The sequence below is a fragment of the Klebsiella ornithinolytica genome, assembly GCF_030505655.1.
Taxonomy (GTDB): domain Bacteria; phylum Pseudomonadota; class Gammaproteobacteria; order Enterobacterales; family Enterobacteriaceae; genus Klebsiella; species Klebsiella ornithinolytica.
In genome coordinates, this window is the sequence record NZ_CP130153.1 from 3,736,856 (window position 1) to 3,750,600 (window position 13,745).

Annotated in this window: 11 protein-coding genes; 5 read left to right on the forward strand and 6 right to left on the reverse strand. The window is 55.9% G+C overall.

Translation table 11 applies throughout. The annotated features are described in order from the left end of the window. Window positions 1–17: 17 nt before the first annotated feature. Window positions 18–2,297 (reverse strand): ATP-dependent Clp protease ATP-binding subunit ClpA, encoded by a 2,280-nt coding sequence (clpA, locus tag Q1L34_RS17860; RefSeq protein ID WP_004860019.1) that lies wholly within the window; start codon window positions 2,295–2,297, stop codon window positions 18–20. Window positions 2,298–2,327: 30 nt separating this feature from the next. After that, window positions 2,328–2,645 (reverse strand): ATP-dependent Clp protease adapter ClpS, encoded by a 318-nt coding sequence (gene clpS / locus Q1L34_RS17865; RefSeq protein WP_004860017.1) that lies wholly within the window; start codon window positions 2,643–2,645, stop codon window positions 2,328–2,330. A 325-nt stretch (window positions 2,646–2,970) separates the two neighbouring features. Between clpS and cspD the strand changes: the two genes are divergently transcribed. Next, complete coding sequence (gene cspD, locus Q1L34_RS17870) at window positions 2,971–3,192, forward strand: cold shock-like protein CspD (protein ID WP_004860015.1); 222 nt, start codon at window positions 2,971–2,973, stop codon at window positions 3,190–3,192. 68 nt (window positions 3,193–3,260) lie between these two features. Here cspD and macB read toward each other — a convergent pair whose 3' ends face one another. The 3 genes from macB to Q1L34_RS17885 all read right to left on the reverse strand — a co-directional run bounded on the left by macB (window position 3,261) and on the right by Q1L34_RS17885 (window position 8,079). Further along, window positions 3,261–5,207, reverse strand: coding sequence for a macrolide ABC transporter ATP-binding protein/permease MacB (gene macB, locus Q1L34_RS17875; protein ID WP_015584805.1), 1,947 nt, complete (start codon window positions 5,205–5,207; stop codon window positions 3,261–3,263). Next, the gene (gene macA, locus Q1L34_RS17880; RefSeq protein ID WP_032716971.1) at window positions 5,204–6,319 is read right to left on the reverse strand and encodes a macrolide transporter subunit MacA; all 1,116 of its coding nucleotides are present in this window, start codon (window positions 6,317–6,319) and stop codon (window positions 5,204–5,206) included. The genes macB and macA overlap by 4 nt, the downstream gene beginning before the upstream one ends. 101 nt (window positions 6,320–6,420) lie before the next feature. Next, complete coding sequence (locus Q1L34_RS17885; RefSeq protein ID WP_004860008.1) at window positions 6,421–8,079, reverse strand: ATP-dependent endonuclease; 1,659 nt, start codon at window positions 8,077–8,079, stop codon at window positions 6,421–6,423. A 395-nt stretch (window positions 8,080–8,474) separates the two neighbouring features. Between Q1L34_RS17885 and aqpZ the strand changes: the two genes are divergently transcribed. The 4 genes from aqpZ to hcr all read left to right on the forward strand — a co-directional run bounded on the left by aqpZ (window position 8,475) and on the right by hcr (window position 13,053). Next, a complete protein-coding gene (aqpZ, locus tag Q1L34_RS17890; RefSeq protein ID WP_004860006.1) occupies window positions 8,475–9,170 on the forward strand; it encodes an aquaporin Z in 696 nt (231 codons plus the stop codon). Window positions 9,171–9,297: 127 nt separating this feature from the next. Next, a complete protein-coding gene (locus tag Q1L34_RS17895; protein ID WP_086816961.1) occupies window positions 9,298–10,197 on the forward strand; it encodes a LysO family transporter in 900 nt (299 codons plus the stop codon). 223 nt (window positions 10,198–10,420) lie between these two features. Next, entirely contained in the window at window positions 10,421–12,073 is a 1,653-nt protein-coding gene (gene hcp, locus Q1L34_RS17900) for a hydroxylamine reductase (RefSeq protein WP_015584806.1), read from the forward strand. 11 nt (window positions 12,074–12,084) lie between these two features. Beyond that, complete coding sequence (gene hcr, locus Q1L34_RS17905; RefSeq protein WP_004860001.1) at window positions 12,085–13,053, forward strand: NADH oxidoreductase; 969 nt, start codon at window positions 12,085–12,087, stop codon at window positions 13,051–13,053. 151 nt (window positions 13,054–13,204) lie between these two features. Here hcr and Q1L34_RS17910 read toward each other — a convergent pair whose 3' ends face one another. Continuing rightward, the gene (locus Q1L34_RS17910) at window positions 13,205–13,639 is read right to left on the reverse strand and encodes a DoxX family protein (RefSeq protein WP_327204223.1); all 435 of its coding nucleotides are present in this window, start codon (window positions 13,637–13,639) and stop codon (window positions 13,205–13,207) included. Window positions 13,640–13,745 lie beyond the last annotated feature (106 nt).

Sequence of the window (13,745 nt, forward strand, 5' to 3'; positions counted from 1 at the left end):
GCTATCACAGAGCGGCATTAATGTGCCGTTTCTGGTTTGTGCTTCTGCGCGCTCTGGAAGTCATAGGTCAACGCGCCCTTCTCTTTATCCAGCGCAACGGTGACCTGTCCGCCGTCCACCAGTGAACCAAACAGCAGTTCGTTAGCCAGCGGTTTCTTCAGGTTATCCTGAATCACGCGCGCCATCGGACGTGCGCCCATTGCCCGGTCGTAGCCTTTTTCTGCCAGCCAGTCACGCGCTTCCTGGCTCACTTCCAGCGAGACGCCTTTCTGATCCAGTTGAACCTGCAGCTCGACGATAAACTTATCCACCACCTGATGGATCACCGTCGTGGACAGATGATCGAACCAGATAATGTTGTCGAGACGGTTGCGGAATTCCGGGGTAAAGATCTTCTTGATCTCATCCATCGCATCCGGGCTGTTATCCTGCTGGATAAGACCAATCGATTTACGCTCGGTCTCACGCACGCCGGCGTTGGTCGTCATCACCAGCACCACATTGCGGAAGTCCGCCTTGCGGCCGTTATTGTCGGTCAGCGTACCGTTATCCATCACCTGCAGCAGCAGGTTAAAGACGTCCGGATGCGCTTTTTCGATCTCATCAAGCAGCAGTACCGCATGCGGATGTTTAATCACCGCATCGGTCAGCAGCCCGCCCTGATCGAAACCGACGTATCCCGGAGGCGCACCAATTAAGCGGCTGACGGTATGACGTTCCATATATTCGGACATATCAAAACGCAGCAGCTCAATGCCCAGCGCTTTCGCCAGCTGCACGGTGACCTCGGTTTTCCCGACTCCGGTCGGCCCGGCGAAGAGGAAAGACCCGACAGGCTTGTGCTCGTGACCGAGGCCCGCGCGCGCCATCTTGATCGCTTCGGTTAACGCTTCGATCGCTTTGCCCTGACCAAAGACCAGCATTTTCAGGCGGTCGCCGAGATTTTTCAGCGTATCGCGATCGCTCTGCGAGACGCTCTTCTCAGGAATACGGGCGATACGCGCCACCACGGACTCGATATCGGCGACATTGACGGTTTTCTTCCGTTTGCTGGCCGGCATTAACCGCGCCCGCGCCCCGGCTTCATCAATGACGTCAATGGCCTTATCCGGCAGATGGCGATCGTTAATGTATTTCACCGCCAGCTCCACCGCCGCACGCACCGCTTTCGCGGTATAGCGCACATCGTGGTGCGCTTCGTACTTCGGCTTCAGGCCGTTGATAATCTGCACCGTCTCTTCCACGGAAGGTTCGGTAATATCTATCTTCTGGAAGCGACGAGCCAGCGCCCGGTCTTTTTCGAAGATATTGCTGAATTCCTGGTAGGTTGTGGAACCCATCACCCGAATCTTACCGCTGGAGAGCAGCGGTTTAATCAGATTAGCGGCATCGACCTGGCCGCCTGACGCCGCGCCCGCACCGATAATGGTGTGGATTTCATCAATAAACAGAATACTGTTGGTATCCTGCTCAAGCTGTTTAAGCAGCGCTTTGAAGCGTTTTTCAAAATCACCGCGATATTTTGTGCCCGCCAGCAGGGAGCCAATATCCAGCGAGTAGATGGTGCAATCGGCCATGATTTCCGGCACGTCGCCCTGAACGATCCGCCAGGCCAGGCCCTCGGCGATCGCGGTCTTACCCACGCCGGACTCCCCCACCAGCAGCGGGTTATTTTTACGGCGGCGGCACAGCACCTGAATCGCGCGCTCCAACTCTTTGTCGCGGCCGATCAGCGGATCGATCCCGCCGACGCGAGCAAGCTGATTAAGATTGGTGGTGAAGTTTTCCATACGATCCTCCCCGCCTGCTTGCTCTTCATTGCTGGGCTGGCTTCCGCTGTTATCGGAAGACTGGCTCGGCTCGTCTTTGCGTGTACCGTGAGAGATGAAGTTGACGACGTCAAGACGGCTCACTTCATGTTTACGCAGCAGATAGGCCGCCTGTGACTCCTGCTCGCTGAAAATCGCGACCAGAACGTTAGCGCCGGTTACTTCGCTGCGGCCAGAGGATTGTACATGGAAGACGGCACGCTGCAGCACGCGCTGAAAACTCAGCGTAGGCTGGGTGTCACGCTCTTCTTCCGTGGCGGGCAGAACGGGTGTGGTCTGTTCGATGAAGGCTTCAAGTTCCTGACGCAGCGCCACCAGGTCCACGGAACACGCTTCAAGCGCCTCGCGGGCCGAGGGGTTGCTGAGCAGCGCCAGCAGCAAGTGCTCGACGGTCATGAACTCATGACGGTGCTCGCGCGCTCTGGCGAAAGCCATGTTTAAACTGAGTTCCAGTTCTTGATTGAGCATAGGCACCTCCCCCAATTTTCACGCCTGTCTTCAGGCTTTCTCTAGCGTACACAGCAATGGATGCTCGTTCTCCTTCGCGTATTCATTCACCATCGCGACTTTGGTCTCCGCCACTTCTGCGGTAAATACACCACAAATCGCTTTACCTTGATAGTGAACCGTCAGCATCAGTTGCGTTGCACGTTCTACATCATAAGAAAAGAATTTTTGTAACACGTCAATAACAAACTCCATTGGAGTGTAGTCATCATTGAGCAATATCACTTTATACATAGATGGTGGTTTAAGCTCATTACGAACTTCGTCTTCTACCAGCTGATCGAAGTCCAGCCAATCTCTCTTACTCATCGTCAGTATTCATCATCGGTTGCTGTTGCCAACAGGCGGCGGCCTGTCGATGACCAGAGGCTATGCACATCGCAAATCTACAATAGATCATAGATAACTATCATCTATTACTTCCATCCGCGATGTCTGTCACATTCCCCGGCAATAGCGTTAACTGCTTCAAATTTTGACGCATTTTTCGCCTCCCACTACCGTCAATTGCTTGACGCATTTCCTTATTTCTCTAAATTGTACTAGCGAGAGTTGGCGAGCATTTGAACAACTCGTCACTCCACCACCGGTTCATTCCATCTTACTAATAAAGATTTACGAAGGATGTCGAAGTATGGAAATGGGTACTGTTAAGTGGTTCAACAATGCCAAAGGGTTCGGCTTTATTTGCCCTGAGGGCGGCGGCGAAGACATTTTCGCCCATTACTCCACCATCCAGATGGATGGTTACAGAACGCTAAAAGCCGGACAAGCCGTTCGGTTTGATGTTCACCAGGGGCCGAAAGGCAATCACGCCAGTGTGATTGTTCCTGTGGAAGCAGAAGCGGCTGCATAACTCTTTTGCTTCATTGTGTACATCCTGCCAGTAAAATGCCAGTCCTTCTGACTGGCATTTTTTTGTTTCTACTCGCGGGCCAGCGCATCCACCGGATCGAGGCGCGCGGCATTTCGCGCCGGCAGCCACCCGAACAGTACGCCGGTTAGCGTCGAGCACAAAAACGCCGTCAGCAGCGCCAGCGGAGAAAAACCGATCTCCCAGCCGGGTAAAAACAGCTGCAGAACCACCGCGATCATCAGCGATAACGTCACGCCCAGCGCGCCGCCGACCAGACAGACTAAAACAGCCTCAATCAGAAACTGCTGCAGTACGTCGCTGGCCCGCGCCCCGACCGCCATCCGAATCCCGATTTCACGCGTTCGTTCGGTCACCGACACCAGCATGATATTCATGACGCCGATACCGCCCACCACCAGCGCAATCACCGCGACCAGAGTCAGAAACAGCTGTAATGTATGTGTGGTCCGTTCCGCCGTTTTCAAGATGCTGTCCATATTCCAGGTAAAAACATCTTTTTTGCCATGGCGCAGCTCAAGTAAACGCAACAGCTGCTGTTCGGCGGCGGCGCTGTCATACCCTTCCCTTACGCGAACGGTAATCGAATTGAGCCACGATTGCCCCATCACTCTCCCGGCCATAGTGGTGTACGGCAGCCAGACGCGCAGGATTTTACTGCTGCCGAACATCGACTGTTTCTCATCCGCGACGCCGACGATGGTCGCCGGCATATTGCCGACGAGGATTATCTCCCCGACAACCCGCGTTTTGTGCGGAAACAGCTGGCGACGCGTATTGCTATCCAGCACCACCACCTGCGCCCGACTGTTGAGCTGCAGCTCGTTAAACGTATTGCCTTCGCTAAAGGTCATGCCGTAGACATTAAAATACTGTGGCCCGACCCCTTCCGCGCTGGCGGCAACATCGATGTTGTCGGCACGCAGGCGCAGGCTTTTTGACACCGCGGGCGTCGCCGAACTCACCCAGGGCTGCTTTTGAATGGCCAGCAGATCGTCATATTTCAGCGCCTGCTGATAGCGGGGGTCGTCATCGCCAAAATCTTTACCGGGATAAACATCGATGGTGTTGGTGCCAATTGCGCGAATATCCGCCAGCACCATCTGTTTGGCCGCATCGCCCACTACCACGATCGACACCACCGATGCGATACCAATAATGATGCCGAGCATGGTCAACAGGGTGCGCATTTTATTGGCCGCCATCGCCCGCCAGGCCATGACCAGCGCTTCACGAAAGCCGCTGGTAAACTGGCGCCATGCGGAAGGCTCTTCACCGCCCAACGGCCGGGCTACCCCGCCGCCGGTCAGACTTTTCGCCGGCGGGTTACGCACAATTTCCCCATCGTGGATCTCAATGATCCGCTCGGCCTGTGCCGCCACCTGCGGATCATGAGTGACGATAATCACCGTATGCCCCTGCGATTTCAGCTGATGCAGGATAGCCATGACCTCTTCACCCGAGCGGCTGTCCAGGGCGCCGGTCGGCTCATCGGCCAGAATCACCTCCCCGCCGTTCATCAGCGCGCGGGCGATACTGACCCGCTGCTGCTGGCCGCCGGAGAGCTGCGAAGGCTGATATTCCGCCCGCTCTCCCAGACCAAGCCGTACCAGCAAATCATGCGCCCGGGCCAGGCGTTCTCGTCGCTCGGCCCCGGCATACACCGCCGGGACTTCAACGTTCTGCGCTGCCGTCAGGTGCGAAAGCAGATGGTAACGCTGGAAAATAAAACCAAAATGTTCCCGTCGCAGGCGGGCCAGCGCATCACCGCTGAGTGAGGAGACATCGGTTCCGGCAACGCGGTAGCTGCCGCTGGTCGGTTTATCGAGACAGCCGAGAATATTCATCAGCGTCGATTTTCCTGAACCCGATGCCCCGACAATCGCCACCATTTCACCAGCAGCAATGCTCAGCGTCACGCCCTTGAGCACCTCAACACTGCCGTCACCGGAGAGGTAGCTGCGGCGGATATCACGCAGTTCGAGCAACGCCGTCATTTTGTCGTCCCGGAACGACTTTCGCCGACGATCACCTCATCGCCTTCTTCCAGCCCTTTCACCACCGCCACATCGGTATCGTTGCGCGCGCCGATAGTCACTTCGCGCTCTTTCACCTCGCCGGTGCGCAGCAGACGAACGTGGTAACGGTTATCGCCGATGGCATCGCCCAGCGCGCTGAGCGGGATGGTGATGACATTTTTTACTTCCGCCATCTGGATATGCACCTGGGCCGTCATCTCCAGGCGCAGGATCCCCTGCGGATTCGGCACTTCAAAGCGGGCATAATAGAAAATGGCGTCGTTGACTTTTTCCGGGGTGGGTAAAATATCCTTCAGGCTCCCCTCGTAGCGGGTCAGTGGGTCGCCGAGTACGGTAAACCAGGCTTTTTGCCCCGGACGAAGGTGAATCACGTCCGCCTCAGATACCTGAGCTTTGACCAGCATCGTACTGAGATCGGCCAGGGTCAGAATATTGGGTGCCTGCTGGGCGGCAATCACCGTTTGCCCCTGCAGGGTGGTAATTTGCGTCACTTCACCGGACATCGGTGCCAGAATCCGCGTGTAGTCGAGGTTGGTTTTTGCGGTATCCAGCGTCGCCTGATTACGCTTTATCTGCGCCTCGATGGTGCCGATCTGCGCCTCTTTCACCGCCAAATCCGTAGCCGCCGTATCCAGCTCCTGGCGGGAAACCAGCTGACGTTGGGCCAGCTGCTGCTGGCGAGCCAGGGTGACCGCGGCAAGCTGGCGTTCAGCGCGAGCCTGATTCAGCTGGGCGCGCAGTTCCATCAGCGTCGCGTCGACTTCTTTGATCTGGTTTTGCGCCTGCTCGGGGTCAATCACCCCCAGCAGCTGATCTTTCTGAACCTTGTCGCCAATATTCACGCGCAGCGTTTTTAACTGGCCGCTCACCTGCGCCCCGACATCGACTTTGCGCAGCGCGTCCAGTTTGCCGGTGGCCAGCACGCTCTGCTGTAAATCGCCTTTACGCACCACTAATGTCTGATACTGCGGCAGCGGTGCATTGAGTATCCGCCATCCCCAGAAGGCCAGCGCCAGCACGACAACGACCAGCAGCCACCAGACTTTCCTGCGTTTTCCATTGAGCTTCATAAAAATTCCTGATGTTTTAACTCGCAGAGCCAGGGGGTGATTCTATCCGCAGCGGGTAAAAACATAACGCTAAATTTGAATCATTCTTATTGTCACCACACTTAGTCCGCGCGACCGCGCGCCAGCCACAGCACGCGGGAGAACATTTTCTTCAACAGCGTCGGCACCGACTCCACGCCGCGGCGCCCGGCCTCCATCGCCACCTCAATGGCCAGATCCGGTTTTGACGAGCGGTGAATCGCCTTGGTAATCACCCGTCGCATATTCATCGGCACATTCGCCGGTAGCTGCGCCACCCGATGATAAACATCGTTAAAGCCCTGGCGATACATAAAGTGTTCCATGTCCAGCGCCGGAAGCGTGGTCAGGTGATCGCGTTCAAGATCGCGGTCATCATTGAGCAGGCTACGAACCGTCGCCGCATATTTTTTCCCCGCCTCATCGCCGTCGACCAGCACGTGCCATTGAATCCCCATCCGACGGGCAAACTTGATCAGCGGCTTCAGGCCCGACTGAGCAAATTCAATGACCTTGACCCCTTCAGCATCAAAATGATGCCCACACTGCCGGGCCAGTTCGTTTATCACCCAGGTCTCAGTCTCCCCTTCAACCAGCAGCCAGCAGCGGGCAAACAGTGAGGAGGAGCGGTTAAACCGAATGTGAAAAGCGATGCGCCGGCTGTCTTCTGCATTCATTCCCCCAGGACCAAGCCGCCAGGCCGACACGCGCGAGGATTCGCGCACCAGCCGGCAGACCTGTTCCACCGGCGTCAACGACAGGAGCTCGCCGGAATTGGTGGTTGTGACGCGTTGCAGCGGCAGCAAATTGAGTAAATGCCAGGCGACCGACAGCATAATTGGATGCAGACGTGTTTCCGGGTCTTCAATCAGCAGCAGAGGCCGCGCATCGCGGTCGAGCCTCACCGTCCCTTTTGCCTGTAGCAGGGTTGAAAACAGACCAAGCAGGATCACCCGATGGCTGCGGCCGCCGGGCTTATCAATCATCCGGTTGATAATATCCAGGTAGCGCCAGCTGCGCTGTTCGTCATGCGAGTGGCGACGCATCAGGCGGTGACGAGATTGCGCGCTACTCTGCTCGGCAAAATAGTGTTCCAGCAGCTGCACCATAGCCGATAGCCCCTGGCGTATCTGACTATCGGTTAAATTTTGCGGGTGACTCACCAGCTCGCGGGAGAGAAAATCCAGCTGGCGAGCGGTTATCTCAATCTGCGGCGAGTGCGGAACGGCATCATTATGAATGCGCCGCATAAAGCGCGCATCGCGCAGACGCAGAACCGGCATCAGCCGCACCAGGTGGCGCACCATTTCGTCAATATCGTCCAGCGTTAGCGCCTCGCCTTTACTGTTGATAAAGCTGCGCAGCGTCATGACGCTGTTATCATCGGTCAGTTCGCCTTCCAGGCGATAAAAAATGCGCTGATAGCCATCCTCGCAGGGTACCCAGCAATCGCTCAGCGGACGGAAACGGCGCACCCGATGATGGCCGGGCTCATTCTCGCGGAAGGTCAAGATGATATGCAGATGATGTTCACGTCCCTGGACATCGCCCGGCGGAAACCAGAAATCATCGCGCACGAAGTGATAGAGCTCAAATTCAGGCGAAAGCAGTAGCGTCAGCGCATCCAGCAGACTGGATTTACCCCATGCATTCTCGCCGATCAGAACGTTATTTTGCTCCAGCATCAGCGATAAACGATTGATGCCGCGAAAACCGACGATTTCTACCCGCTCAAGATGCATATCTCCTCCGCTCAGTAACCACTTTCTCCTTCAATAATCAGCAGTATAGCGATACATGCGTAAACATGACACTACCGGCCTAAACGCGGCCTCGCGCCGACGAATGATAATGTCCAGGTTATGATTATTAACCGTGCTATTTATTTTGGAAATAATTCATCCGCTAAAGTGGTTATTTTTATTATTTTTGTTCTACACTTTTGTGCAATCACCAATGGTGCAAGGATTAAGATCACATTGCCCTAAATCAAATTAGATCTAGTTATTTAGCTAGCCGCAGGATGACGATCGTCCATAAAATAGCGTCGCTTTATTTTTATCGTTATCCTTTACGTCGATAAATAAAGATCGGCACAAAAGTCTGTGCCCATTAACATTATTCTTTTGAGGTGGTTATGTTCAGAAAATTAGCAGCGGAATGCTTTGGTACATTCTGGCTCGTGTTTGGTGGCTGCGGTAGCGCAGTACTTGCCGCAGCCTTCCCGGAACTGGGAATTGGGTTTGCCGGGGTGGCTTTAGCCTTCGGTTTAACTGTATTAACCATGGCATTTGCCGTCGGTCATATTTCCGGCGGGCACTTCAACCCGGCGGTGACTTTAGGTCTGTGGGCCGGCGGTCGTTTCCCGGCGAAGGACGTTATTGGCTATATTATCGCCCAGGTTGTTGGCGGTATTATTGCCGCTGCCGTTCTGTATGTGGTTGCCAGCGGTAAAGCCGGCTTTGATGCCGCAGCCAGCGGCTTTGCTTCCAACGGCTTCGGGGAACACTCGCCGGGCGGCTACTCCATGCTCTCCGCCATTGTGATTGAAATTGTCCTGACCTGCGGCTTCCTGCTGGTGATTCATGGCGCAACGGATAAAAACGCACCGGCCGGTTTTGCGCCGATTGCGATTGGCCTGGCGCTGACCTTAATTCACCTGATCAGCATCCCGGTCACCAATACCTCTGTTAACCCGGCACGAAGCACCGCCGTGGCGATTTTCCAGGGGGGTTGGGCGCTGCAGCAGCTGTGGTTATTCTGGGTGATGCCTGTTATCGGCGGTATCCTCGGCGGCGTGCTGTATCGTACTCTGCTGGAAAAACGCGATTAATCGTTTATCTGGTTTCACGCAAGGCCTGGCAATGCCGGGCCTTTCTTTTCAGGCACAGCTTTACTCGGTTCTCTGATTTGGGTAGTGTCAGTGGCGCTCACCTCATTCTGCAAGGACCAGATCGTTCATGTTTTCGGGATTATTAATCATTCTGCTGCCATTGGTTGCCGGCTACCTTATTCCTCTGCGTCACCCTTCAGCACTAAAACTTATTGCGCGACTGTTGAGCTGGATTGTCTACGTGATCCTCTTTTTCATGGGGATTAGTCTCGCCTTCCTCGACAATCTCTCCAGCAACCTGCTGTCCATTCTTCATTATGCTGTGGTCAGCGTGATTGTTATTCTGCTGTGTAATATTGGCGCATTAATGTGGCTCGAGCAGAAAATGCCGTGGCGCCACCAGCACCGGCAGGAGAAATTACCTTCGCGCGTCGCAATGGCCATGGAATCCCTGCAGCTGTGCGGCGTGGTGCTTATTGGTTTCCTGATTGGTCTGAGCGGTTTGTCATTTTTACAGCATGCCACCGAGGCGAGCGAATATACGCTGATCTTCCTGCTGTTCCTGATTGGTATTCAGCTGCGGAATAACGGAATGACCTTACGGCAAATAGTCCTTAATCGTCGCGGCATGATTGTGGCGGTGGTCGTCACGGTGAGTTCATTAGTCGGCGGCGTGATTAACGCCTTTATTCTCGACCTGCCGCTGAAGACCGGTCTGGCCATGGCCTCCGGGTTCGGCTGGTATTCGCTCTCCGGGATCCTGATGACGGAATCCTTTGGGCCGGTCATCGGCAGCGCCGCATTCTTCAACGACCTTTCCCGCGAGCTGCTGGCCATCATGTTGATCCCGGGCCTGGTTCGCCGCAGTCGTTCCACGGCATTAGGGCTATGCGGCGCCACCTCAATGGACTTTACTCTGCCGGTTTTACAGCGTTCCGGCGGCGTCGAGATTGTCCCTGCCGCTATCGTCCACGGTTTTGTTCTGAGCCTGCTGGTGCCGGTGCTGATCGCCCTCTTCTCGGCCTGAGGCACTTAGCGCCCGCACTCTGCCTCCGGCGACGATATTCGCCGCGTCCCGGGGGCGCATCGTCCTGGTCTCGATCTATACCTCCGTGGCGGTAGCCCGCCGCGGCCAAATTTGCGCTAAATCAATCTCCCTTTAAATTGTATCAGAAATACCTTTTCTCCCTTCTTTTACCGGCATAACCTTAAACATGTATCTCAAATATAACTTTAAAAAAGGTGTGACCATGTTTTGTGTGCAATGTGAACAAACCATCCGTACCCCGGCAGGGAACGGCTGCTCTTACGCGCAGGGTATGTGCGGTAAAACGGCCGAAACGTCCGATCTCCAGGATCTGCTGATTGCTTCCCTACAAGGTCTGTCTGCATGGGCGGTAAAGGCCCGTGAATATGGCATCATCAATCATGATGTTGATAATTTTGCCCCGCGCGCATTTTTCTCCACGTTGACCAACGTTAACTTCGACTCCCCGCGGATTGTTGGCTACGCGCGTGAAGCGATTGCTATGCGCGACGCGCTGAAAGCGCAGTGCCTGAGCGTTGATGCGACCGCCAGCGTCGATAACCCGATGGCCAATCTGCAGCTGGTGAGCGACGATCTCGGCGATCTGCAGCGCCAGGCGGCGGACTTTACCCCCAACAAAGACAAAGCGGCTATTGGCGAGAACATTCTCGGCCTACGTCTGCTCTGTCTGTACGGCCTGAAAGGTGCAGCAGCCTATATGGAGCACGCGCACGTTCTCGGTCAGTATGACAATGACATCTATGCGCAGTACCACAAAATCATGGCCTGGTTAGGCACCTGGCCCGCCGATCTGAACGCGCTGCTGGAGTGCTCGATGGAAATCGGCCAGATGAACTTCAAAGTGATGAGCATTCTGGATGCCGGTGAAACCACTAAATATGGCCACCCGACCCCGACTCAGGTCAACGTCAAAGCGACCGAAGGCAAGTGCATCCTGATCTCCGGCCACGACCTGAAAGATCTCTACAATCTGCTGCAACAAACCGAAGGCACCGGCGTCAACGTCTATACCCACGGTGAAATGCTGCCGGCGCACGGCTATCCGGAACTGCGTAAATTCAAACATCTGATCGGTAACTACGGCAGCGGCTGGCAAAATCAGCAGGTAGAGTTTGCCCGCTTCCCAGGTCCTATCGTGATGACCTCGAACTGCATTATCGACCCGACCGTTGGCGCCTATGATGACCGTATCTGGACCCGCAGCATTGTCGGCTGGCCGGGCGTCAATCACCTCGAGGGGGATGATTTTGCTCCGGTTATCGCTCAGGCACAGCAGATGGCGGGCTTCCCGTACAGCGAAATTCCGCACCTGATCACCGTCGGCTTCGGTCGCCAGACGCTGTTGGGCGCCGCGGATACCCTTATCGACCTGGTCAGCCGTGAAAAACTGCGCCATATCTTCCTGGTCGGCGGCTGCGACGGTGCGCGCGGCGAACGTAACTACTTCACCGATTTCGCCACCAGCGTCCCGGATGATTGCCTGATCCTGACCCTGGCCTGCGGTAAATACCGCTTTAACAAACTGGACTTCGGCGATATCGAAGGCCTGCCGCGTCTGGTCGATGCCGGTCAGTGCAACGACGCCTACTCGGCGATTATTCTGGCGGTCACCCTGGCGGAGAAACTGGGCTGCGGCGTCAACGATCTCCCGCTCTCTCTGGTGCTCTCCTGGTTTGAGCAAAAAGCGATTGTTATTCTGCTGACCCTGCTTTCGCTGGGGGTGAAGAACATCGTGACCGGCCCGACCGCGCCAGGCTTCTTCACGCCGGACCTGCTGGCAATTCTCAATGAGAAGTTCGGTCTGCGTTCAGTGACCACCGTCGAAGAAGATATGCAGCAGCTGCTGAGCGCGTAAGGAGTAAGAGAATGACCATGCCAACCCATCAGTGCCCGTGGCGGATGCAGGTTCATCACATCCATCAGGAAACGCCGGATGTCTGGACGATTTCGTTGCTCTGCCACGACTATTATCCGTACCGTGCCGGGCAGTACGCGCTAGTAAGCGTACGCAATTCGGCAGAGACGCTGCGCGCTTACACCCTTTCGTCGACGCCGGGGGTCAGCGAATATATTACGCTGACCGTTCGCCGGATTGACGAGGGAGCCGGCTCACAGTGGCTGACCCGTGAGCTCAAACGCGGGGATTATCTCTGGCTGTCCGACGCGATGGGTGAGTTCACCTGTGAAGATAAGGCGGAAGACAAGTTTCTGATGCTGGCCGCCGGCTGCGGCGTTACGCCGATTATGTCGATGCGCCGCTGGTTGGCAAAATATCGTCCGCAGGCCGATGTGCAGGTGATTTACAATATTCGCTCGCCTCAGGATGTGATTTTCGCCGATGAGTGGCGGCAGTACCCGGTGACGCTGGTGGCGGAAAATAACGCCACTCACGGTTTTGTCGCCGGGCGTCTGACCACGGAGTTACTGAAAAGCGTGCCGGACCTCGCAACCCGTACGGTAATGACCTGCGGACCTGCGCCCTATATGGATTGGGTGGAGCAGGAAGTGACCGCCCTTGGCGTGACGCGCTTCTTTAAAGAGAAGTTCTTTACGCCGGTTGCGCAAGCGGCCACCGACGGACTGAAGTTCACCAAACTGCAGCCGGCGAAGGCGTTTTATGCGCCGGTCGGTACTACGCTGCTGGAGGCGCTGGAAAGCAACCAGGTGCCGGTGACCGTCGCCTGTCGCGCGGGTGTATGCGGCTGCTGCAAGACCAAAGTGGTTTCCGGCGATTACACGGTCAGCAGCACCATGACGCTGACCGATGCAGAAATCGCTGACGGCTACGTACTGGCCTGCTCCTGCCATCCGCAGGGGGATCTGGTTCTCGCCTGATCGTAGAGGTACCCGACCTACGAGAGCAGCGGTCGTTTTGTAGGTCGGGTAAACACCGAGCCCCCGACAAAAATGCCCGGTGGCGCTAACGCTGACCGGGCCTGTGAGAGTCGCGGTAGGCCGGATAAGCGCAGCGCCATCCGGCCGTTCTTCACCGCCAGACCGAGTTTCCCGCCACCGAGAAACGCCCCGCCCCAAGACAGGCAATCGCCAGCGCGCCAGTAAAGAAATAGACCAGGCTCTCAATTGCCCAGGCCCCGGTTTTATCCAGCGACCCGGTTTCGCCCATTCCCACCATCAGCCACGCCACGATCATCGTAAACGCCAGCACCAGCGCCGCCGGGCGGGTAAGGATCCCCAGAATCAGCAGACAAGGCGCAACCACCTCCCCCACCAGCACGCCATACGCGATAAAACCGGGCAATCCTTTGGCCACCAGCATGCCGCTAATGCCGTCCACGCCGGCAAAAAGCTTATGCAACCCGTGAAACAGCATCAGCCCACCCACCGCAAGTCGTAACAAGAGTTTGCCGACATCATCATTCGATAACATTTTATTAACAGAACTTAACAGCGATTTAACCATTTGAAATGATTCCTGTTTACCGTCTGGTGTGTCGACAGAATATGCGGGATTTGCGAACAATAAACCAGCGGAAAATGAGGGGAACGGGCGGGCGGAACGGTCAGTT